This window comes from Thalassobium sp. R2A62 (genome assembly GCF_000161835.1).
Lineage (GTDB): Bacteria > Pseudomonadota > Alphaproteobacteria > Rhodobacterales > Rhodobacteraceae > Thalassobium.
In genome coordinates, this window is sequence record NZ_GG697169.2 from 1235923 (window position 1) to 1258602 (window position 22680).

General features: G+C 55.9%; 24 protein-coding genes and 1 pseudogene. 15 read left to right on the forward strand and 10 right to left on the reverse strand.

The genetic code is table 11. The annotated features are described in order from the left end of the window. The first annotated feature begins 70 nt into the window (after window positions 1–70). Window positions 71–529, forward strand: a complete 459-nt coding sequence (locus TR2A62_RS06120; protein ID WP_009157537.1) for a peptidoglycan-binding domain-containing protein — start codon at window positions 71–73, stop codon at window positions 527–529. Between the two features lie 83 nt (window positions 530–612). Here the strand turns inward: TR2A62_RS06120 and TR2A62_RS06125 are convergent, their stop codons facing one another. The 7 genes from TR2A62_RS06125 to TR2A62_RS06155 form a co-directional block, all read right to left on the reverse strand. Beyond that, window positions 613–2073: a Do family serine endopeptidase gene (locus tag TR2A62_RS06125; protein ID WP_009159709.1), complete on the reverse strand. Its 1461-nt coding sequence runs from the start codon at window positions 2071–2073 to the stop codon at window positions 613–615. A 203-nt stretch (window positions 2074–2276) separates the two neighbouring features. Further along, window positions 2277–2483 (reverse strand): DUF2065 domain-containing protein, encoded by a 207-nt coding sequence (locus TR2A62_RS06130; protein ID WP_009158264.1) that lies wholly within the window; start codon window positions 2481–2483, stop codon window positions 2277–2279. Between the two features lie 6 nt (window positions 2484–2489). Further along, window positions 2490–3362, reverse strand: a complete 873-nt coding sequence (gene hflC, locus TR2A62_RS06135) for a protease modulator HflC (RefSeq protein WP_009157460.1) — start codon at window positions 3360–3362, stop codon at window positions 2490–2492. Further along, window positions 3362–4519: an FtsH protease activity modulator HflK gene (gene hflK / locus TR2A62_RS06140; protein WP_009159895.1), complete on the reverse strand. Its 1158-nt coding sequence runs from the start codon at window positions 4517–4519 to the stop codon at window positions 3362–3364. The genes hflC and hflK overlap by 1 nt, the downstream gene beginning before the upstream one ends. Window positions 4520–4598: 79 nt before the next feature. Further along, window positions 4599–6005, reverse strand: coding sequence for a glutathione-disulfide reductase (gorA, locus tag TR2A62_RS06145; RefSeq protein ID WP_009158713.1), 1407 nt, complete (start codon window positions 6003–6005; stop codon window positions 4599–4601). Between the two features lie 12 nt (window positions 6006–6017). Further along, window positions 6018–6806: a ribose-5-phosphate isomerase RpiA gene (rpiA, locus tag TR2A62_RS06150; RefSeq protein WP_009160667.1), complete on the reverse strand. Its 789-nt coding sequence runs from the start codon at window positions 6804–6806 to the stop codon at window positions 6018–6020. 98 nt (window positions 6807–6904) lie between these two features. Continuing rightward, window positions 6905–7357 (reverse strand): GNAT family N-acetyltransferase, encoded by a 453-nt coding sequence (locus TR2A62_RS06155; protein ID WP_009158042.1) that lies wholly within the window; start codon window positions 7355–7357, stop codon window positions 6905–6907. A gap of 167 nt (window positions 7358–7524) precedes the next feature. Between TR2A62_RS06155 and TR2A62_RS06160 the strand changes: the two genes are divergently transcribed. From TR2A62_RS06160 to TR2A62_RS06170, 3 genes are read left to right on the forward strand one after another with little or no spacing between them, the layout of a single operon-like run. Continuing rightward, entirely contained in the window at window positions 7525–8217 is a 693-nt protein-coding gene (locus TR2A62_RS06160) for a glutathione S-transferase family protein (RefSeq protein WP_009159744.1), read from the forward strand. After that, window positions 8217–9590, forward strand: coding sequence for an L-serine ammonia-lyase (locus TR2A62_RS06165; protein WP_009159395.1), 1374 nt, complete (start codon window positions 8217–8219; stop codon window positions 9588–9590). The genes TR2A62_RS06160 and TR2A62_RS06165 overlap by 1 nt, the downstream gene beginning before the upstream one ends. A 35-nt stretch (window positions 9591–9625) precedes the next feature. Next, window positions 9626–10519, forward strand: a complete 894-nt coding sequence (locus TR2A62_RS06170) for a DMT family transporter (protein WP_009157316.1) — start codon at window positions 9626–9628, stop codon at window positions 10517–10519. Here the strand turns inward: TR2A62_RS06170 and TR2A62_RS06175 are convergent. Next, window positions 10482–11162 carry a thiamine diphosphokinase gene (locus tag TR2A62_RS06175; protein WP_009160468.1) on the reverse strand — a complete coding sequence of 227 codons (681 nt, stop codon included), beginning with the start codon at window positions 11160–11162 and terminating at the stop codon, window positions 10482–10484. The genes TR2A62_RS06170 and TR2A62_RS06175 overlap by 38 nt on opposite strands. A 222-nt stretch (window positions 11163–11384) precedes the next feature. Here TR2A62_RS06175 and TR2A62_RS06180 point away from each other — a divergent pair, with 222 nt between their 5' ends. Continuing rightward, on the forward strand, window positions 11385–13286 hold the full coding sequence (locus TR2A62_RS06180) for a hypothetical protein (RefSeq protein WP_009158321.1): 1902 nt from the start codon (window positions 11385–11387) through the stop codon (window positions 13284–13286). Between the two features lie 68 nt (window positions 13287–13354). Here the strand turns inward: TR2A62_RS06180 and TR2A62_RS06185 are convergent, their stop codons facing one another. After that, complete coding sequence (locus tag TR2A62_RS06185; protein ID WP_009159562.1) at window positions 13355–13603, reverse strand: DUF2842 domain-containing protein; 249 nt, start codon at window positions 13601–13603, stop codon at window positions 13355–13357. Next, window positions 13603–14898 (reverse strand): adenylosuccinate synthase, encoded by a 1296-nt coding sequence (locus TR2A62_RS06190; RefSeq protein WP_009160644.1) that lies wholly within the window; start codon window positions 14896–14898, stop codon window positions 13603–13605. Before TR2A62_RS06190 ends, TR2A62_RS06185 begins: the two co-directional genes overlap by 1 nt. A 132-nt stretch (window positions 14899–15030) precedes the next feature. Here TR2A62_RS06190 and TR2A62_RS18420 point away from each other — a divergent pair. From TR2A62_RS18420 to TR2A62_RS06240, 10 genes and pseudogenes are all read left to right on the forward strand, one after another. After that, window positions 15031–15426: pseudogene (locus tag TR2A62_RS18420) on the forward strand (DUF6524 family protein). Window positions 15427–15515: 89 nt separating this feature from the next. After that, complete coding sequence (gene secG / locus TR2A62_RS06200; RefSeq protein WP_009157366.1) at window positions 15516–15881, forward strand: preprotein translocase subunit SecG; 366 nt, start codon at window positions 15516–15518, stop codon at window positions 15879–15881. Window positions 15882–16066: 185 nt separating this feature from the next. After that, on the forward strand, window positions 16067–17710 hold the full coding sequence (locus tag TR2A62_RS06205) for a CTP synthase (RefSeq protein WP_009158308.1): 1644 nt from the start codon (window positions 16067–16069) through the stop codon (window positions 17708–17710). After that, complete coding sequence (locus tag TR2A62_RS06210; protein WP_009159898.1) at window positions 17710–18003, forward strand: DUF1330 domain-containing protein; 294 nt, start codon at window positions 17710–17712, stop codon at window positions 18001–18003. The genes TR2A62_RS06205 and TR2A62_RS06210 overlap by 1 nt, the downstream gene beginning before the upstream one ends. 42 nt (window positions 18004–18045) lie before the next feature. Further along, window positions 18046–18492: a TerB family tellurite resistance protein gene (locus TR2A62_RS06215; protein ID WP_009160854.1), complete on the forward strand. Its 447-nt coding sequence runs from the start codon at window positions 18046–18048 to the stop codon at window positions 18490–18492. Next, window positions 18493–19269 (forward strand): phosphate/phosphite/phosphonate ABC transporter substrate-binding protein, encoded by a 777-nt coding sequence (locus tag TR2A62_RS06220; protein WP_009159001.1) that lies wholly within the window; start codon window positions 18493–18495, stop codon window positions 19267–19269. A gap of 77 nt (window positions 19270–19346) precedes the next feature. Next, window positions 19347–20123, forward strand: coding sequence for an ABC transporter ATP-binding protein (locus tag TR2A62_RS06225; protein WP_009158137.1), 777 nt, complete (start codon window positions 19347–19349; stop codon window positions 20121–20123). A gap of 69 nt (window positions 20124–20192) precedes the next feature. Beyond that, entirely contained in the window at window positions 20193–20915 is a 723-nt protein-coding gene (locus TR2A62_RS06230) for a transporter substrate-binding domain-containing protein (protein ID WP_040821205.1), read from the forward strand. A gap of 76 nt (window positions 20916–20991) precedes the next feature. Then, complete coding sequence (locus TR2A62_RS06235; protein ID WP_040821208.1) at window positions 20992–21876, forward strand: ABC transporter permease; 885 nt, start codon at window positions 20992–20994, stop codon at window positions 21874–21876. Continuing rightward, window positions 21873–22679, forward strand: coding sequence for an ABC transporter permease (locus tag TR2A62_RS06240; RefSeq protein ID WP_009157909.1), 807 nt, complete (start codon window positions 21873–21875; stop codon window positions 22677–22679). Before TR2A62_RS06235 ends, TR2A62_RS06240 begins: the two co-directional genes overlap by 4 nt. Window position 22680: the final 1 nt, after the last annotated feature.

Genomic DNA, 22680 nt, shown 5'->3' on the forward strand with positions numbered 1-22680 from the left:
TGAGGCACAGCAGATGAAACAGGTTTTTCTTCTTATTGCAGCATGCGCTCTATCAGCGTGTGAGGATGGCATGACCTTTGGTGCGCCACCCGCAACCGAGGTGTCGCTGTCGCGTGATGCAACGGGTCGATGCTTTGTGCGCGACATCTCGCCAGCTGTGATCGAAGTTGTCACGGATCAAGAGGTGGTCGTCCCGGAAGTGCGCGATGCATCTGGCAACGTGATACAACCCGCTGTCATTCGCAAGATTGATCGCCCCGCTGTAACCGAGACCCGCGACCAGACCCTGTTCGAGGCGCTGTGCCCCGAGCGGCTGACGCCTGATTTGATGTCGACGCTGCAGCGCGCATTGGCCGCACGTGGTGATTATCGTGGCAGCATTACGGGCACATATGATCGCAACACGGCGCGTGCTGTTCAGCGGCACCAAAAATCGCGTGGGCTGGACAGCCCTACTCTGGCCATCATGACGGCTCGTGATCTGGGACTGATTGTTGTTGATCTGACGGAACCGGCTGACACTCAATAAGACGCGCCAGCGGCTCTCAAACCCCAAAGAAAAAAGGCGGCCCAATCAGGACCACCTCTTTTGATAGTATGTATTGCGCTGGCTTAGCTCAGCGAGATCGCAACAAAGCGCGGATCACCATCACGGCGCACGAGCAGCAGGATAGACTTGCGGCCCGCTTCTTCGGCTTCGGCTAGGCGATCTTGCAGGTCGCCGATGCTTTCGATTTTTTGCTGACCGGCCTCAGTGATCACGTCACCTTGGCGCAGCCCTTTTTCAAAGGCCTCAGTTTCTTCGTCAACATTGGCAACCAACAGACCTTTGAGATCAGAAATACCATCGATCTCGGCGCGCATTTCGTCGGAAATTTCAACCAACGTCATGCCCAGCACCTCAATCTCGGTTGGCTCTTCTGGCTCTGGTGCAGGTGCCACCGCAGGCACGGCTGCCTCGGCTGTTTCGCGACGGCCAAGTGTCACAAGGATGGTTTCAGTTGCACCATCGCGCAAGACGACAACACGTACAGCCGCACCGACTTGAGTGTTGCCGACGGTGCGGACCAAACCGCGTGTGTCGTCAACGTCCGTCCCGTCAAAAGACAAGATGACATCGCCAGCAAGAAAGCCTGCCTCTTCGGCGGGACCCGGAGGCACATCAGTGATCAACGCGCCATTGACGCTTTCCAGACCAGCGATCGCATCCATCATATCAGGTGTGATGTCCTGAATACGAACGCCCAACCAACCACGGCGGGTTTCACCAAACTCTTGCAACTGGTCGACGACACGGGTCACGACGTTGGATGCCATCGAAAAGCCGATGCCAATCGAGCCACCGTTAGGGGACAGGATCGCTGTGTTCACACCGATGACTTCACCATCCATGTTGAAGAGCGGACCACCCGAGTTACCACGGTTGATCGCCGCATCCGTCTGGATATAATCGTCATAGGTGCCGGATAGCGCACGATTGCGGGCTGAAACGATACCAGCCGAAACCGAGAAGCCCTGCCCCAACGGGTTGCCCATTGCGATGACCCAGTCGCCAACGCGCGAGATGTCGCTGTCACCAAAAGGGACAAACTTGAGCGCCTCGTCCGCCTCGACCTTGAGCAAAGCGATGTCGGTGTTGGGGTCAGTTCCGACCAATTCAGCGGGCAATTCGAAACCCTCGAAGAACTCGATCAGAATCTCATCGGCACCTTCGATGACGTGGTTGTTCGTCACGATATAGCCGTCCTCGGAGATCACAAATCCCGAACCCAGTGCAGAAGAGCGGCGCGGCGCGCCTTTGCGATCTGGTAGCTCGTTAAAGAAATCCTCAAAGGGCGAGCCTTCGGGAACCACGCCTTGGGGGCCAGTACGGCCCGCGACCGTAGTCGTGGTTGTGATGTTGACCACAGAGGGGCTGATTTGCTCGGCCAGATCAGCAAGGCTTGCTGGGCGATCTTGGGCCTGTGCGGCGAATGTCTGAGCGATGACAAGAGCGAGACCGAGCATCAGCGCAGCCAATGCGCGCCGGGGGTCCAAACCTGTCTGCTGTAATGTGATTGCTTGGGATTTCACGCCAAACTCCTGTTCTTAGGGGTTTGCAAGAAAGGCCGTCCTCGTAACTGCTCTCTTGCACCATCTGTTATCAATGTAGGTCGCATGGTTCACAACTCAAAGACCCATCGCAATTTGTAAACTGCGCGTGAGGAGTGCGTGAGCGGCCAATGCGTGGCAATGTTCCCACAGTTGCGGGTGATCCATTAACGATGTGTAAACGATCAGCCCGATCCCAACGCGCCCAGCGCAAAGGCGCACCACAGTAGGATCACGCCCAAGACGAGCGCCGCCAAACCCACATAACGTCTTGTTTCAATAGATAAAGTTCGCAATGCCGCGAGCAAGTCCTCAACGAGATGAGGGGCCAGTGCATACACCAGCCCCTCAACAATAAGAACCAAACCAAGGGCGAGAAAAATCATCGCCATCAGAGATTACCGGTCCGCCGTATCCGACCGGAGATAGTCGAAAAATTCGTTCTCTGGTGACAGGACAAGTGTCGAATTGCCCTGCTGTAGCGACCGTTCGTAGGCCGTGAGCGAGCGGTAGAACTCGAAGAATTCGGGATCTGCTCCAAATGCATCAGCAAAAATCGCATTCCGTTTTGCGTCTGCTTCACCGCGAGTGATCTCGGCCTGACGCTTTGATTCGGACACCAATTCGACCACGGTACGGTCTGCCTGAGCACGAACACGTTGCGCCGCCTCGTTACCACGAGCGATTTCGTCTTGGGCTTCGCGTTCCCGCTCGGCTTTCATCCGTTCAAACGTCGCGTTGAGGTTCTCCGGCGGCAAGTCAGTCCGCTTGAGACGGACGTCGATGATCGTCACACCCAATGCGTTCGCCTCGGCAATCGCACCATTCCGGATACGCAACATCAACGCTGCACGGTCTGTGGACAGGATATCGTTTGACGACACCGAACCCAGCACCTCGCGTGTTTCAGCCCGCAGAATGCTGTCGAGACGACGGGCCGCAGCCTCTTCGCCACCAGTACCCACCGCTTGGCGGAATTGGCGAACATCCGTGATCCGGTAACGCGCGAACGCATCAACAACCAAACGACGATCGTCCAGCGGTGTCACCTCGAGCGGGTCAACATCACGGCTAAGAATACGGTCGTCGTAACGGACGACCTCTTGGATCAGCGGGATCTTAAACGCTAGACCGGGGTCTTCTTTCACGTCAATGACACGACCAAATTGCAAGATCAGCGCTTTTTGACGCTCGTCAACGATAAAGATCGAGCTGAGCAAACCAACGATCACGATGACCACTACGGGTAGGAGATAAGACATTTTACGCATCAGTTGTTTCCTCCGGTTGCGGGTCGCGCGTTCCGGTTCAGGTCATTAAGCGGCAGATAAGGCACGACACCTTGGCCGCCGTCGCCACTCTCTTCAAGAACGATCATGTTCACACGGCCCAGCACACGTTCCATCGTTTCGAGATAGAGACGCTTGCGGGTTACCTCAGGCGCCTTTTCATATTCACCCAAAACGGCGGTGAAACGGCTGGCTTCACCTTCGGCTTCGTTCACGACACTCGCACGGTAGGCTTCGGCCTGTTCGAGCATTTGTGCCGCTTCACCGCGGGCCTCGGCAACCACGCGGTTGGCATAGGCATCCGCAACGTTTTGCAAACGGTCACGTTCTTGTTCGGCATCCTGAACGGCGCGGAACGAGGCGATAACCGGTGCGGGAGGGTCAGCTTTGTCAAAGTTAACGCGAATGATGTTCACGCCAGAATCGTAGCTGTCGAGTGTGCTCTGGATCAGGTCCTGCAAGCGATCGGAAATCGCACCACGGTCCCTGTTCAGGATCGGAGCAAGCTCGGACTGGGCGATAATCTCGCGCATCGCTGATTCAGACACCGCCTCAATCGTGAGAGGTGGGTTCGCGAGGTTAAAGAGATACTGCTCGGGCTGAGTGATGTTCCAAACAACCTGAAAATCGATGTCCACGATGTTTTCGTCACCCGTCAGCATCAGACCAGCGTCTGACCCTGCACGGCTCACGCCGATGTCGATTGTTTGTTCGCGTGTCACCGGAATGACCTCTGCAGTGACCACAGGCCACGGCGCAAAGTTCAGACCTGGCTCGCCAACAGACGAGAATTCACCCAAGAACAATTCAACTGATTTTTCTTCGGGGCGCACTGTGTAGAACGATGCCATGCCCCAAAGGACAACAGCAGCCAATACGCCAAGGCCAATTGTGCGACGCGTCAGGGCTGGACCACTGCCGCCCTCGCCGGATGCACCACCACGACCACCGCCGTTGCCGCCACCCATTAGGACGCGCAATTGTTCACGGCCTTTGTTTACCAGTTCGTCGATCTCGGGGATCGGTGCGCCCTCGTTCGGCCGATTAGGGGGCCTGCGCCCGTCATTTTTGTCACCGCGGTTGTCATCACCGCCGGAGCCGCCACCGCCGCCCCATGGACCGCCACTATTGCCTGCCATCTAGCCAAATTTCCCTTGTCACTGCCCCCATCACGAAGGCCAATCTGTTGTTTAGTATCTGTGCTTTCTTGCTTGGAAATCAAGCTGTCCGCACAGGCTCTTTCATTGTGACCAATTCTTCGGACACGGTGGGGTGCACCGCGACCGTCCGGTCAAAGTCTTCTTTTGTTGCGCCCATTTTGATCGCGACACCTGCAAGTTGGATCATTTCGCCCGCATGATCTGCGACGATGTGACAGCCCAAAACCTTGCGTGTGGCTTGCGAGACTACCAGCTTCATCAACACGCGGTCTTCGCGACCAGCAAAGGCCTGCTGCATCGGCTTAAAACTCGTTGCATACACCTCAATAGCTTCTTGGGCGCGCGCGTCTTCTTCGCTCAGGCCAATGGTGCCCATCTCAGGCTGGGTAAAGATCGCCGACGGGATCAATTCGTGATCGGGTTTGGTTGGGTTACCGTTGAAGACGGTTTCGACAAACGCCATGCCTTCGCGGATCGCAACCGGGGTCAGCTGAACACGGTTCGTCACGTCGCCAATGGCATAGATGCTGGGCACTGCCGTTTGAGAATAGTCATCAACCACGACTTCGCCGCGAAGGCCAATTTCAACGCCTGCATCACTTAGGCCCAAACCATCCGTGTTCGGAGACCGACCTGTTGCAAACATCACTGCGTCGTAGGCGCGTTCCGTACCATCAGTTGCTTTGACCCAAACCGGACCCTGGCGGCCAGACTGCTGCGACGTCGGAACCGCACCGTCAGGATCGCGGTCCTTCTCTAGCATCATTTCTGCGATGTTGGTGCCAAGATGCAGATCCACGCCATTCTGCGTCATCTGATCGGCCACAAGCCCACGCGCTTCGTCATCAAAGCCGCGCAGAATTTGATCACCACGATAGAATTGCGTCACTTCAACGCCAAGACCGTTGAGAATGCAGGCAAATTCACTGGCAATATAGCCACCACCGACGATCAAGATGCTCTTGGGCATTTCATCCATCAAGAAAATGTCGTTGGACGTCATGCCCAGATCCGCGTTCGGCATATCAGGCAGCGCAGGCCGGCCGCCTGTTGCCACAAGGATATGCTTGGCCGTCTTTTCCGTACCATCCGCGAGCAAGACAGTATGTGCGTCTTTGACGGTTGCGCGGCTGTCGAACACTTCGACACCGGAGCCGTCCAGCAGCTTGCGATAGATACCTTCGAGGCGATCAAGTTCGTTGTGCATTCTGCCCTTGAGCGTGGACCAGTTGAAGGTACCGTCCGCAATATCCCAGCCATAGGCACGGGCATCTTCGAACATGTCGCGATACCCTGACGCAAAGACCATCAGTTTCTTGGGAACACAGCCCCTAATGACACAAGTGCCGCCCATCCGGTATTCTTCGGCTAGCGCGACGGATGCGCCGCCGCTGGCTGACACGCGTGCCGCACGGACGCCGCCAGACCCCCCACCGATGACAAATAGGTCGCAATCAAAAGCCATGTGTGCGCGTCCTTAGTCTGTTAGGTCCATAAAGAGATTGTCGTTCTCGACAAAATCCAACCGTGTTTCTTCTACAGTGCCTGCATTTATGTCGCGCACCTCGACCTTGCCATCCCCATAGCCGATCACAACTGCGTCACAGATGTCGATGAACAACCCGTTTTCGACGACACCAGGCATTTGGTTCAGCACGAGGCTAAGCTGGCGGCCGTTCGCAATGCGGTTCAGATGGAGATCGAGGATAAAGTTGCCTTCGTCCGTCACGAATGGCGTGTCACCGTTCAGTCGTAGGGTACTATTGCGCCCCAAGACGTCCATACTGATCAGACTTTCTTCGACCAAAGCCTTGGTCGTTTGCCAGCCAAATGGGATCACTTCGATTGGAAGTGGGAACGCACCGAGCGTTTCTACTTGTTTGCCAATATCCGCAATCACAACCATTTGGTCGCTGGCTGTTGCTACGATTTTTTCCTGCAACAACGAGCCACCGCCACCTTTGATCAGGTTGAGATTCGCGTCATATTCATCCGCTCCATCGATTGTCACATCCAGCCATTTTGCCTCGTCCAGCGAAATGACCTCGATCCCGACTTCGCGGGCCAGCGCTGCTGTGCGGGTGCTGGTTGGCACGCCTTTAATCTTTAATCCGTCTTCACGAACCAATTCACCCAGACATTTGACCAGCCATGCGGCAGTTGATCCCGATCCCAGCCCAACGCGCATGCCGGATTCGACATAATCACAGGCCTTTTTTGCGGCTACAAATTTAGCCTTGTCGATGGGGGACAATTCTCCAGTCATGGGGCAGCTCCGTTCTCCGTGGTGGTCAAGGTATAGGTGGGTTTCTCTAAAGGTGCGAGAGCGTTTTGCAGCATAGTCTGCACCGCCCTAACGCGAGGTTAGGATGTGGTGAGGTCCAGCTCCATGTCCTTGTGCGGGATATTCGCGTCGAGATATTCCTCGCTGCTGATTTCGAACCCCAAACGTTCATAGAACGCAATCGCATGGGTTTGTGCCCCAAGCTTGGCCACTTGGCAGTCAGGCTGCGCGCGCATTTGCGCTACTATGAACTGAATGATGTGCGCGCCGATGCCGCGTCCGCGGGCAGCGTGCGGCACGCAGACCCGCTGTATTTTGCCCGCACCATTGGCGTATTTAAATCGCGCAGCCCCGATGGGCGTTCCTGCGTCGCGCACCAGAACATGGGCGCAATTGGGATCATCGCCATCAACCTCTTCGTCCAAAGGTACGTCCTGTTCCGTCACAAAAACATCGTATCGCAGGGCCAAACACGCCTCGAGGTCATCAGGTTCAGTAACAATTTGGATATCAAACGAACTGTCGTCGATCATGGCGGCTCCTGCATATTTTGCGGATTAATAGGTTTGGCGAGCTTGGTAGAACGATCTTGCATCAACAGCCACAAAAATCCCAAGATTTTAGCGCTCACATTCCGGAACGGGCAAAAATTGGTCATTTTTCCGATGGACAGACTGACAGCACGTGGCACAAAGGAAGCATGAAACAGCCATATCGCCTCTATTATGAGCCCGACAACGCCTCGCTGTGTATCAGACTTGCCATGGACCATTACTTGATCCCATACGAAACCGTATTGGTTGATCGTAGCGTCGCGGAACAACGATCCGAAGAATATCTTGCCCTAAACCCAAACGGCAAAAAACCTGCTTTACTCGCCGATGATTTGGTGCTGTTTGAAACGGAAGCAATACTCTTGTGGCTGGCCGAGACACATGGTTGCGGCTTGCCACGTGTTGACAATCCAGCACGCAATTGTGCGCTGAAATGGTTGTTTAATTTTTCGAACACACTCCACCCGCTGATGCGCAACCTGTTTTACCCTGAAGCCTTAATGCAGACGGACGAGACAAAAGAGGCGCTGCGCGCTGGTTCAAGAGCCGCAATCCTGGATCATCTCGATGTTTTGGAATCCGCGGTCGGTCACGAGGCCCGCTTTGCAACCATTTCAATGCTGGATTTCCACCTCGCGCCGATGCTCAGATGGCTTGCCATTTACCCCTCGGAACATAAGGGTTGGTATACTTTGTCGGACTATCCCAATCTGTTTGCGCTAGCAGCCCGTGTCGAGGGGTTGTCTAGCGTCAAAGCATCTGCCAATGCCGAAGGGCTGGGGGCTAACTCCTTCACCGCACCAAAGCCACCCAATCCGCCGGAAGGATCGCCCACCTAATGTTTTTGTCAGTTTTCGACATGTTCAAAGTTGGGATCGGCCCTTCATCAAGTCACACAATCGGTCCAATGGTCGCCGCCACGCGGTTTCTGGATCAATTGCGCGCTCAACCATTCAAAATCGCCGGATTGAAAGCATCGCTTCATGGCTCGCTCGCCTTTACGGGTGTGGGCCATGCGACAGATCGTGCCGTGATTTTAGGTCTGTCGGGCATGTCACTAGACACCTATGGCATGGCCGCGGCTGAAGCCGAGATGGCGCGGATCAAAGCGGAAGAAACGGTAACACCCGATGGGTTTGATACCCTGCGGTTCAATCCCAAAGAGGACTTGCTCTTTGATTACGGCCCCGCACTGCCCGGTCATGCCAATGGGATGATCCTGCATGCGACGGACGCCCAAGGCGATACCATCATCAGCCAGACTTATTACTCTATTGGCGGCGGGTTTGTGCTGACCGAAGAAGAGTTGGCGGCAGGAAAAAACGCAGATGACGGCGCGCCTGTCCCCTACCCGTTCAAGAGCGCGGCCGAGATGCTTAAGATGGCGGAGACCACCGGCAAATCCATCGCCGAGATGAAGCGCGCCAACGAAGTCAGCCGCATCCCCCACGGCCAGCTCGACAGTGGGCTTAGCCGGATTTGGGAGGTCATGAACAGCTGCATCAACTACGGTCTGGAAAACGAAGGTATTCTGCCAGGTGGTCTGAATGTGAAACGCCGTGCCAAAGGAATTCACGATGCATTGCAGGCCGAACGGGGCCTGAACCAAAGCGCACCACATACGATCAACGATTGGATGAGCGTCTACGCAATGGCTGTGAACGAAGAGAACGCAGCAGGTGGTCAGGTTGTCACGGCACCTACAAACGGGGCAGCCGGTGTCGTCCCAGCGACGATCCGCTATTACCTCGACCACGTGCCAGGTGCGACGATTTCAAAGGTTGGGGATTTCTTGCTGACGGCCTCGGCTATTGGCGGGTTGGTCAAACACAATGCCAGCATCTCTGGTGCAGAATGCGGATGTCAGGCCGAGGTCGGCAGTGCTGCCGCAATGGCTGCGGCTGGTTTGGCGGCTGTGATGGGCGGCTCACCCGAGCATGTTGAAAACGCCGCCGAGATTGCGCTGGAACACCATTTAGGGATGACGTGTGATCCTGTTCGCGGATTGGTTCAGGTGCCATGTATTGAACGCAACGGTCTGGGCGCGATCAAAGCCGTGTCAGCTGCCAGTCTAGCGTTGCGCGGTGACGGCACGCATATGGTACCGCTCGATGCCGCGATTGAAACCATGCGCCAAACCGGCGAAGACATGAGCGAGAAATACAAAGAGACCGCTTTGGGTGGTTTGGCCGTCAACGTCCCCAATTGCTGATTGCACCTAGGGCGCACCGCCCCTAGCGTCGACACATGCAAATCGACAAGCCGTTTATCGGCATTCTCTTGATGATCGGGTTCTGTGTGCTCGCCCCGATGGGCGATGCCATGGCCAAGGTTTTGGGTGGCACTGTGTCGTTGGGGATGCTGTTGCTGGTCCGGTTCGGGATCCAAGTCATTATTTTGGTCCCGTATATTTTCCTAACTGGGGGCAGCTTCGCAATGCCGCGACGTGCGGTCCGGCTGACTATACAACGCACGATCCTGCATATCATTGGCATCGGCGCGATGTTCACAGGTTTGCGTTACCTGCCGCTTGCTGATGCGGTGGCCATCGCATTTGTGATGCCCTTTATCATGCTGTTGCTGGGTAAGACCGTGCTTGGTGAAGAGGTCGGTCCCCACAGGCTAGCTGCATGCGCGGTTGGGTTTGTTGGCACCTTGTTGGTTGTACAGCCCAACTTTGTTGATGTCGGCTGGCCAGCATTGTGGCCCCTATTGGTGGCCGTTGTGTTTGCAATGTTCATGTTGGTCACGCGGCAAGTCGCCAAAGAGGTCGATCCATTGGTGTTGCAAGCCAACAGCGGTTTGATCGCGACAGCAATATTACTGCCCATCATTGTTTTCAGCACAGGCTTGGAACCTCTTGAATGGGGGATACCTGCGACGTCATTGGCTTGGTTGTTGCTGCCGTTGGGCCTGTTGGGCACGTTGGCACATCTATTGATGACATGGAGCCTGCGCTTTGCACCCTCTGCGACGCTGGCCCCTGTTCAATATCTGGAAATTCCAATTGCGACCGTTATCGGGCTCGCGATATTTGGCGATCTGCCGAATGGGTGGGCGGCCGTTGGGATCGTGATCACAATCTGCGCTGGTCTCTATATACTTATGCGCGAGCGGGCCATTGCGCGGGCGCAGCCCTAAGCGCGCGAACCAGTTCGGCCAAGGCTGCGCGTGGGACAATCACAATCAAATGCGGATCGTCTACGGTGATTTCGACAGGCCCTGATACTTCGTTTGACGTCCCGATACGGCGGGTGGGACCTAGATCGACACCTTCGAGCGGCCACTTTAGTCCTGTCGACGTCGCAGATGTGTTTTGCATCGGAAAGACCGAGAACACCGAACCCGCAGGTAAATCGAACGCGATGCGCGGCGGGCATAGGGCAATGACGCTTTCTTCCCCAACAACGACGCAGAGTTGCTCTTGGGCCGTCATCAACGCTGTCAAAACCGCGAGACTGTGATCAATCCGTTTGCCCGTGAACCCGCACGCTAGGATCAATGGGGCTGAAATCGACCTCAACGCTTTGTCAAAGTCGGTGCTGTCTTGCTCTGGAATATGGTGGATCAGGCCTTCCAACCTTGTATCGCTGGGTTGACTGTCCATATCTCCTATGATGGCGTCTGGCATATAGCCTGCGGCAAGAACGGCCTCTGCGCCGCCATCCGCCGCCACAATGATTTTGCCAAATGTTAGCGAGTCGGTAAGATCATTGGGATAAAGCTGACCTGCGCCGACCAATATGACTGGCGCGTTTTCGTGAACAATAGCGAAGGGTTTCATGGGATTATCATTCATTCGGGAAACATTCCCCATTTTGGACACGAAATAATACCCACTTATTCACTGTTCTGTTCCGGATTGCGAACCAATTCATGGTAAACCGGTCTTTGCTGGATGTGGGATGAAAGCGAGCACACTATGGTAGGACAAAGTAAGATCCTCACCGTTTCCTATGGCACATTTTCGTGCACATTGGAGGGGTTTGAGGATTCATTCTCAACGATGAAGGCAATTGCGGAGTATTTCCGCGATCTGGCTTCTGATGACAGATATTTCGGGGCAGAACCCCCAACCCCTGATGCTGACATGCTGGCACGGATCGCTGAACGCGAGATCGAACGGCGTGTCGAGGCCCGTACAGACGGCACAGACATTGTTCTTCGCGCGGCTGATGCTATGACCACGCAAGAGCCACATCCAATCCTCGCAGCCACGGCAGAGGCAGCACCGGTATTGGCTGAACCAGACGCATCCGTTTCAGAGACCCCGGCAGAGGTCCCTGCACGACGGATTGTAAAAGATCGCGGTCAAAACAATGCGGCGCGCTTGAATGACGCTGAGGACGAGGTCATTGCACCTGTCGCAGTTGACGTCGTAGCTGTACACGACCCGATCCAAGAGGACGCGTCGGCAGACCGCGTCCCTGACCAGGACACCACAGATACGACCCCTGCTGCTGCCGCGGTTGAGGTCGGCACCGTCTCCGAGCCTGAGGCCGAAGAGGATTTCGATCTCTCTTCAGTGCTCGTGGCTGACGGTCCGGAGACGGCTGAATTGCAGCCGGAAGATGAGACCGACACACCTGCACAGCAAGACTTTGCAGACGAGGATAGCGTCGCGGCTAAATTGCGCCGTATCCGTGCGGTCGTCGATCAAGACAGCGATTACGAATATTCGGAAGACGAGCATGCCGAAGATCAAGAGCATGCTATCGTTGCTGACGTTGTGGAAGCACGTGCCGAAGCAATCGCTGAAGACGCTGGAGAAGACGACACTGCAGACGATATCGACACAAGCAGCCTGATGGCTGCGGTTAGCTCGGCTGTTTCGGCACAAGACGCTGAGGCCGAGGCTGATGTATCAGACGACGTTGCAAAGGCACAGGACGAAGTCGAAGACGCATCTGAAGACGAGGCACCACGTCCTCGCCTCTTCAAAATGCGCCGTGCCGATTTTGAAGAGGCACTCGCAGATGCACCAGAAGACGCGATCGAAGAGGTTGCTTCGCAAGAGGCCGCACTTGAGATTGATATGGCCAACCTAGCGGCTCTTGACGGGATCGAAGATATTGATCTCGACGAGACAGCTGACGACGCGGGTCTGTCTGACGAAGACGAAGCAGAACTGTTGAGCGAACTGGCCGAGGTCGAGCGCGCAGCAGGAGCCGATGAAGTTGACGTCGAAGCCATCGCAGAAGACGCACCAACCGCCGCCGGCGCCGAGCGTCTGGCTGCAGTAGGCGATCCAAACGAAGCCGCCGAGCGTATTCTGGATGAGACCAACGCACAGTTGGACGAACCAGAAGGCAACCGTCGTCGTCAGGCGATCGCTCAGCTTAAAGCAGCAGTTGCTGCAACCGAAGCGGCACGCCGTTTGGGCGAGCCAGAAGCGGCTGAAGACGAAGTTGAGAACGCATTCCGCGATGATCTGAACCGCGTTGTCAAACCACGCCGTGCAACATCGCGCAACGCCGAACGCTCTGATCGTCCGCGCCCTGCTCCGTTGAAACTGGTGGCGTCCCAGCGCATCGACCAAGAGTATGCTCCTGCATTGTCTGATCCTGTGCGCCCACGTCGGGTGTCTGTCCAAGAGGCCCCCGTGCCAGCAGCAGATGGAAGCTATTTTGCTGACTATGCCGAAAGCGTTGGTGCCACAGAACTCAGTGATCTTTTGGAAGCGGCGGCGTCTTACACGTCCTTCATTGAAGGTCGCGAACAATTCTCTCGTCCACAGATCATTCGCAAAATTCGCGAAGTGCACCCTGACACGTTTACCCGCGAAGACAGCATGCGGTCGTTCGGAACACTGCTGCGCCAAGGTCGGATCGCCAAGATCCGCGGTGGCCAGTTCGAAGTGACTGAAAAAACGCGATTCCGCCCTCAGGGCATGGCCGTCGGTCAGTAAACGACACCCCATAAAACGCAGAACGGCGAGGACATCAGTCCTCGCCGTTTTTCATTTTGGGATCAGGATTATTCCGGATCTATCGGCGCATCAGGGTCAACCTGCCCAATGCCTTTGAACACCGCCTTGAGCGGAAAGGCCCAGACGACCCCAAGCACCACATAAACCAGCAGCTCGATCCAGATCGGCGGGCGACCCAAGAGGTTCAAGACCGTCACAGCCGCCATGATGTAGAGCGGGATACCGACGATCAGAATGATCAGCGACCAGCGGCGGCGCGCCCTGTAGCTTAGTTTGGGTTTAGAAGTATCAGCCATTAGTCCTCGAAGGGGTCCGTCACCAAGATCGTATCGTCACGCTCGGGTGAGGTAGACAATAGAGCGACAGGGCATTCGATCAACTCTTCGATCCGGCGAACATATTTGATCGCGGCCGCAGGCAGATCAGCCCAGCTGCGCGCGCCTTCGGTGCTATCTGACCAACCCGGAACTTCTTCGTAGATCGGTGTACAACGTGCCTGTTGATCCGCTGCAGTGGGAAGATAATCAAGACGGGTGCCGTCCAGATCGTAGCCCACGCAAATCTTGAGCGTCTCAAAACCATCCAGCACATCGAGCTTGGTCAACGATATGCCCGTGACGCCAGACGTGGCACAGGTTTGACGGACCAATGCCGCGTCGAACCAACCACAGCGACGTTTGCGCCCAGTCACCGTACCGAATTCGTGGCCACGCGTGCCGAGACGCAGCCCGTCATCATCGTCCAACTCAGTCGGGAACGGCCCCTCGCCCACACGTGTTGTGTAAGCTTTGACGATACCCAAAACGTAGTCGATCGATCCTGGACCGACGCCAACACCAGTCGCAGCCTGACCCGCGATGACGTTCGAGGACGTCACAAAAGGGTAAGTGCCAAAGTCGATGTCCAAAAGAGCGCCCTGCGCGCCTTCAAACAAAATGCGCTCACCTTTTTTCTTGCGCTCGTTGAGCACTTTCCAAACGGGAGCGGCAAAAGGCAAAATCTCTTGGGCAATTTCTTGCAACTGGGCGACTAATGCATCGCGATCAACGGCCTCGATCCCCAATCCCTTACGCAGCGGATCGTGGTGCTGAAGCGCGCGATCAACGCGTGCTTCGAGGGTTGCCGCATCGGCCAGATCAGCCACACGGACCGAACGACGACCTACTTTGTCTTCGTATGCTGGACCGATGCCACGACCTGTTGTGCCAATCTTGGTGCCTTTGGACGCGGCTTCCTCGCGGGCGCGGTCCAGTTCACCGTGGATCGGCAGGATCAGCGGCGTATTCTCTGCAATCATCAGGGTTTCTGGTGAGATATCGACGCCTTGTTTGCGGATCGATGCGATCTCGTTCACCAAATGCCACGGATCAAGAACGACACCGTTGCCAATCACCGAGAGCTTGCCCCCGCGGACGACACCGGATGGCAGCGCGTTCAGTTTGAACACCTCGCCATCAATGACCAGCGTGTGGCCCGCGTTGTGACCGCCCTGAAATCGCGCGATGACGTCCGCACGCTCTGAGAGCCAATCGACAATCTTGCCCTTCCCTTCGTCGCCCCATTGAGCGCCGACGACAACTACATTGGCCATGATGCCATTCCTTTGTCTGGTAAAACCCGCGCCCGTATAGTCGGGCTGGCGACGACGTGAAACCACAAATTATAGACAACGGGCCTCAATTTCGGCCATTTACGTGAAAACAGTTCAAGTGAGGGTTTGAACATGGGATTTGTGGTGCGCTGGCTCTTTGCGTTCGTCTTGGTTGCGGTGACCTATAATCCGACCCAGTTGAACTATGTGAAATGGGCCACCGAGAATTGGCAGGCCCAACTGCCTCCTGCTGTATTGCTTGGCCTATTGCTGTTTGTTGGCTAAGTCATTTACCTACGCGCGACGCTGCGCTCGATCGGTGGGTTTAGGATGTTTCTTATTCTGGCGATTGTCGCGGCTGACCCGTGGGGTCTGCATGGCCGGGGTTGGCTGGGGCTCGAGAATGGCAGCTGGAATGCGTGGATCGGGATCGTCACGATCGCGACTGTTTTGGGAATCGGCCTAAGCGGCAGTTCGGTCCGTCGGGCCCTATCTGGCCAGTCGGATATGGATGACATCAGCGAGTAGCAGGCACATTCGTGCTTGCGGGTCTGCATCACAGCCCCTAAATACCCCTAAACGCCGTTCGCGGCCTCCAAACCAACGGTCTGTCCTGCATGGAAAACGTCGTCCTTATCGTACACTTGCTTCTTGCTCTCTCTTTGATCGGGGCTGTTCTGCTGCAACGATCTGAAGGTGGCGGTCTTGGCATGGGCGGCGGTGGTGGCGGCGGCGGCGCAATGAGCAACCGGTCCGCAGCAACGGCGTTGGGCAAGGTAACTTGGATCCTAGCAATCGCGTTTATTTGTACGTCTGTGGCGCTGACAATCATCGCAGCATCGAACTCTGCTGGCAGCTCGGTTATTGACCGTCTGGGCGACGCGCCTGCTGTTTCGGGTGACGCTGACGTGCCGGAAGGCGACAGTTTGTTGCCCCCGTCGGCAGATGACAGCACCCCATTGGTGCCCCTCGCTGACAATTAATCGAGCCACAACAGCACCATAGGTTGTTGTTCTAAAAAAATCCGCAACATGATCTAGACCGGACGGTTGTGCCGAGCGACCGAATCCGTTATATCTCAAATCCCGTGATGCTGAGGATTCTCAGGCCTGCCTGAACCAAAAACGCTCAGCACAACATGACAAAAATTCACGGGAGTTGCCGAGCAATGGCGCGATTTATTTTCATTACGGGTGGTGTTGTATCTTCGCTGGGCAAGGGCCTTGCGTCTGCCGCTCTTGGATCGTTGCTTCAGGCACGCGGGTTTAGCGTACGACTGCGCAAACTGGACCCCTATCTAAACGTTGATCCCGGAACGATGAGCCCGTTTGAGCACGGCGAAGTGTTTGTTACAGATGACGGCGCCGAGACCGATCTCGATCTTGGTCACTACGAACGCTTTACCGGTGTGGCGGCACGCAATACTGATTCCGTATCATCTGGTCGGATCTATTCGACCGTTTTGGAAAATGAGCGTCGTGGCGATTACCTTGGTAAAACGATCCAAGTGATCCCCCACGTGACCAACCAAATCAAAGATTTCATCGCCGTGGGCGAAGACGAAGTTGATTTCATGCTTTGTGAGATCGGGGGCACTGTTGGCGATATCGAAGCGCTGCCGTTCTTTGAGGCGATCCGCCAGTTTTCGCAGGATAAACCACGCGGCCAGTGTATTTTCATGCACCTTACGTTGATGCCCTATTTGGCAGCCAGTGGTGAGCTCAAGACAAAACCGACACAGCACAGCGTCAAAGAGCTGCGCAGCATCGGCATTGCACCTGACGTTCTGGTCTGCCGGTCCGAGCATCCGATCCCTGAACGTGAGCGCGAAAAGATTGGTCTGTTCTGTAATGTGCGCAAAGAGGCTGTCATCGCAGCCTACGACCTCAAGTCCATCTACGAGGCTCCATTGGCCTATCACGAACAAGGGTTGGATCAGGCGGTATTGGATGCATTTGGCATTTCGCCAGCCCCTGCCCCGAACCTAAGCGTTTGGGAAGACGTCGCAGACCGCGTGAACAACCCAGAAGGCGAAGTCAAAGTCGCTATCGTCGGGAAATACACGCAGCTGGAAGACGCCTATAAGTCGATCAAAGAGGCATTGACCCACGGCGGCATGGCCAATCGGGTCAAAGTGAACGTCGAATGGGTCGATGCTGAAACTTTTGACAGCGAAGACGCGGCCCCGCATCTCGAAGGGTATCATGCAATTCTGGTTCCAGGTGGATTTGGAGAGCGCGGCACAGAGGGCAAAATCAAAGCGGCAGAATTCGCCCGTACCCGCAATGTCCCCTATCTGGGGATTTGTCTGGGGATGCAGATGGCCGTGATCGAGGCCGCACGCAACGTGGCAGGCATGGCCAAGGCAGGCTCGGAAGAGTTCGACCATGAAGCTGGGCAAAAACGGTTCGAGCCGGTCGTCTATCATCTCAAAGAATGGGTACAGGGCAACCACAAGGTGAAACGCAAGGCCGACGACGACAAGGGCGGGACCATGCGTTTGGGCGCCTATTCGGCCACGCTGATCGAAGGATCGAAAGTTGCCAAAGTCTATGGTGACACCAGCATCGAAGAGCGTCACCGTCACCGCTACGAGGTTGATACCAAATACCGTGAAGCGCTCGAGGCCGAGGGGCTTTGTTTTTCTGGGATGTCGCCTGATGGTCGCTTGCCAGAAATCGTAGAATGGACAGACCACCCTTGGTTTATCGGTGTCCAGTTCCACCCTGAACTGAAATCTAAACCATTCGAGCCGCATCCGCTGTTTGCTGACTTTGTACGCGCGGCACGTGACAATTCGAGGTTGGTCTGATGGCAAAAGGATATTGGGTCGCCCACGTCGATGTGCGCGATCCCGCGCAATACGAACACTACAAGGCGGCCAACGCCGAGTGTTTTGCTGAATTTGGTGCCAAATTTTTGGTGCGTGCCGGTGACCGAGAAGTCGTCGAAGGTGCCGCCAAGCCGCGCACTGTCGTCATCGAATTCCCCAGCTACCAAGCCGCGTTAGACTGCTATCACAGTCCAGCATACCAAGCGGCCAAGGCACTACGGACCCCTGTGGCTGACGGTGATTTGGTTATCGTCGAAGGGTACGACGCCTGAGCATCAATTGAATGCGCAAAAGCAGAGGTTATATCAAAGTCTATGTTTGCAGATTTCTTCAAAGGCCTGATGGCCCCCGAGCCCGCCCCGTTGAACGACGAAGACGCCCGTACCGCTATGGGTGCCCTGTTGGTACGGATTGCGAAATCTGATGGCCGCTATGCCGCCGAAGAAATCGGTGTGATCGACCGTCTGCTAGCCCAGAGATATGGTTTGAACCCTGTAGAGGCTGCGAAACTGCGTGCCCGCTGTGAAACGATGGAACATGACGCGCCCGACACCGTACGATTTACCAAGGCGATCAAAGAGGTCGTCCCCTACGAGCAGCGCGAGGCGGTTGTCGAATCCCTATGGTCAGTTGTGCTGGCCGATGGCGTGCGCGCCGACGAAGAGAACGCCATGCTGCGGCTCGTCGCCCCAATGCTTGGCGTTAGTGACAAAGACAGCGCGATGGCCCGTCAACGGGTCGAAACGACGTTTGGCATTTAAGTGATTGCGACATTGCCGATGTATCTGCGCGCGCGGAACCGTGGCGCGCACGATCAGTTTTGGCAACTGGTCCGCGATGGACTGCACGATCACGGGTTGGGCGCCCCTGATACTCTGACCGACACGACCGATTTGATGGGTGCGTGGGATCGTCCTGATCTGATTTTTGCTCAAATTTGCTGCCTGCCCCTTCGCGCGGCGTATTTGGACCGACTGCACATGATTGGCAGTTCTGACTACGGGCTGGCCGAATGTGCCGCTGGCTACTATTTCAGCTGGTTCGTTGTCCGCAACGATGACGACGATGCAGTCGAGGCATATTTGGACCGGACACTGGCCATCAACGAACTGCTATCCCAATCAGGGCACGGCGCCCCCCAAACTTGGGCGCGGGCGCATGGCGGGCAGTTCAATCATGTGGTTGAGACTGGTGCGCATTTTGACAGCGCGCACGCCGTCGCAGATGGGCGCGCAGATATCGCCGCAATTGATGCGGTGACGTGGCAGATGCTGGGTCGGTTTGATGAACAACCAAGCGGGACTAAAATCATTGGACGAACGATTGCGACACCTTGCCAACCCTTGGTCACGGCAAACGTGGACTATGTTGCGCCGTTGCAGGTGGTGATCCCCGCGGCATTGTCCGCGATGACAGAACAGGCGCGTGGTGATCTGGGCTTGGTGTCGCTCGCCGATGTGACTGTGGCCGCCTGTGCCGATTTACCTCTGCCCCCAACCCCCAAGACAACACGGAATATCACGGAAGAGTTCCGTTAGGTCACGGCCCAAGTTTCCGTTGCATTCCACCCAAAAACAGGCGTTACTCTACCGCCGATACAAGGGATAGCGCGCGCGTGACCGACACCACCTCAGTAATTGAAATCCGAGATCTCCACAAAAGCTATGGCAAGCTTGAGGTGCTCAAGGGCGTCGACATCATCGCCAAACGCGGCGACGTCGTCTCGCTGATTGGATCGTCCGGATCAGGAAAGTCCACGCTCTTGCGCTGTGCAAACCTATTGGAAGACAGCCAGCAGGGTGACGTCCTATTTTGCGATGAACCTGTCAGTTGGAAAGGGTCGGGGCAAAACCGCCGCCCCGCCGACAAGGCGCAGATCACCCGCATCCGCACGAACCTTTCGATGGTCTTTCAACAGTTCAATCTGTGGGCGCACATGACCATTCTCGAGAATGTCATGGAAGCACCTGTTACCGTCTTGGGCCGCGACAAAGCCGAGGTTGAAACCGCGGCGCGCGCCTATCTCGACAAGGTTGGGATTGGTGATAAATGCGATGTTTATCCGGCAATGCTGTCGGGCGGCCAACAACAACGGGCCGCAATCGCCCGTGCGCTGTGTATGGAGCCAAAGGCGCTGCTCTTTGACGAGCCAACCTCTGCGTTGGATCCGGAGCTCGAGCAAGAAGTGGTCAAGGTCATCAAGGACCTCGCAGCCGAGGGGCGTACAATGATCATTGTGACCCACGACATGCGACTGGCGGCTGATGTGTCAGACCACGTTGTGTTCCTGCACCAAGGCCGCATCGAAGAAGAAGGGACACCATCCAACCTCTTTGGTGCGCCCAAAACCGAACGATTACAGCAGTTTCTATCTGCTACCCAACCGGGGTGAGGTCATTTGCGTCGCGCGCCCGAATCTGAAACAACATAACCAAGCACTTCAACATCTGGGAGAAACATGATGAAAACGCTTATTCTTTCGACTGCTGCACTGGCTTTCACAGCTGGCCTCGCAATGGCGGATAGCCACTCTGTTGTCCGTATGGGCACCGAGGGCGCCTACCCCCCCTACAACTTTATCAACGACGCTGGCGAAGTTGACGGTTTCGAGCGCGCTTTGGGCGACGAGCTGTGCGCACGTGCTGAACTGACATGTGAGTGGGTCACAAACGAGTGGGATTCGATCATTCCAAACCTCGTGTCCGGCAACTACGACACAATCATCGCAGGCATGTCGATCACAGACGAGCGTGACGAAGTCATCGACTTCTCGCAGGGCTACACACAGCCAGATCCATCCGTATTCCTCGGCATGGGCGAAGTAGACACAATGTCTGCTGTGATCGCAGCACAGACCGGCACAATCCAAGCCGCATATGTTGCTGAATCCGGCGCGACCTTGGTCGAGTTCGCAACACCAGACGAGACAATCGCAGCGGTCCGCAACGGCGAAGCTGACGCAGTTCTCGCAGACAGCGCCTACCTGCAGCCAATCGCAGATGAGAACGACGATCTGATGATCGTGGGCGAGAACGTCCTTATCGGTGGCGGCGTTGGCATGGGCTTCCGCGAGAGCGACGGCGAACTGCGCGGCAAGTTTGACGCAGCGATCCAGTCCATGAAGGACGACGGTACACTGAACGCGCTGCTGGCCGAATGGCTGCCAGACGCAGAGCAGTTCTAAGAGACCATAATTTTGGGCGCGCGTCAGATGATGCGCGCCCTTTTTCATATCCACAGCCTGATATGTGAGGCCCGCTATTTTTAGCTACTGCGCCGACCCTTCGACCCTACCGGGCCTGACATGGCTTTCGTGCTACCTGACGACAGGCAAGCACATGGCATTTTATACCTCATTCACAACTGTTCTGCTGTTGCTGGCGATCACTGCACCGACCGCTTTGGCCTTTGGCTTTGCTGGTGCGTCTGCCGCCCGCAGTACAATTGCGCCGCTTCGCTGGTTCGGCAAAACCTACATCGCGATTGTCCGGGGTGTGCCGGACATCGCGTTTTTCCTGTTTTTCGTTATCGCCTTGGATCAAGGCTTTGAATACGTTCGCCACAAAATCAGATGCCCCGATTGGTCTGAACCGATCCGGCAAGGCAATGATTTCATCGTCTGTACCGCGGCCAAGCTACCGTTAGGCAACGCGCCCCAATGGGTGCATGAGAGCTATGGCTTTATGCTCGCTGTTCTTACATTTGCGATCGTCTTTGGGGCCTTTGCGGCCAATGTACTCTTTGGTGCGATGCGAGCTGTTCCGCGTCCACAACTGGAAACCGCCGAAGCGTACGGCATGACACGCCGCCAAACGTTCTGGCGTGTTCTTGTGCCGCAAATGTGGATCTACGCCCTGCCCGGCCTGTCAAATCTCTGGATGGTTTTGATCAAGGCAACGCCACTCTTGTTCTTGCTCGGTGTCGAGGACATCGTCTATTGGGCTCGTGAATTGGGCGGCGCAAAAACGGCACGCTTTACCGACTACCCGCACCAGAATTGGTTGATGTGGTACTTCCTCGCGCTGTTGGTTTTCTACCTCTGCTTTACGCGGTTGTCCGAAATCGTCATGGACCGACTAACCATCCGTCTTAGCCGCGGCCAAGCCACCGCCGCTGGCGATGCCCTGCGAAAGGCCGCGTTGTGAGCTGCTGGGAAACGATCCAAGACTACGGGCTGCGGTCCATTGGCTACGGCCAACGCCTGTTGCCAAAGGACAATTTCACATTATGCGATCAGTTCACGCTGATCGGGTCTGGCATGATCTGGAACATCTATTTTGGCATCGTCGCACTGGTGACCGGATTTCTGTTCGCAACACTTTTGGCCGTCGGCAAATCCAGCGCGAACCCGTGGACAAGAAAATCATCCGAATGGTTTATCTTTTTGTTCCGCGGCTCACCTTTGTTTATTCAATTCTTCTTTGGTTACGCGGTCTTCGCCAGCCTCAAAGGATCAATCCCGTTCTTCGCCCCGTTTAGTGCGGCATGGCTGGGCGCGTTGGTCGTCTTGTTCTGCAACACCGCCGCCTATTCAGGCGAGATTTTCTATGGCGCGCTTCAGTCCATTCCGCGCGGTGATATCGAAGCGGCAGATGCTTACGGTCTGACAGGCTGGACACGGTTCAAACGGGTCGTTTGGCCGACGCTCCTGCGCCTTGCTTGGCCTGCCTATACGAACGAAGCCATCTTCTTGTTTCACGCAACGACGCTTGTTTTCTTCACAGGCTTTCCAGCGTGGCAACAGCGCGGCGATGCGCTGTATTACGCGAGCTACTTTGCGGACAAGACGTTCAACCCGTTTGTGCCCTACCCCATTTTGGCTGGGTACTTCATCGTCCTGACGATCTGTGTGATTTCCGTATTTGGACTGATAAACCGCCGCTTGAACCAGCACCTGCCCCAAGATCGCCGCCCCAAGCTACGCCTGCGGCCACAGATTTTTCGCTGAT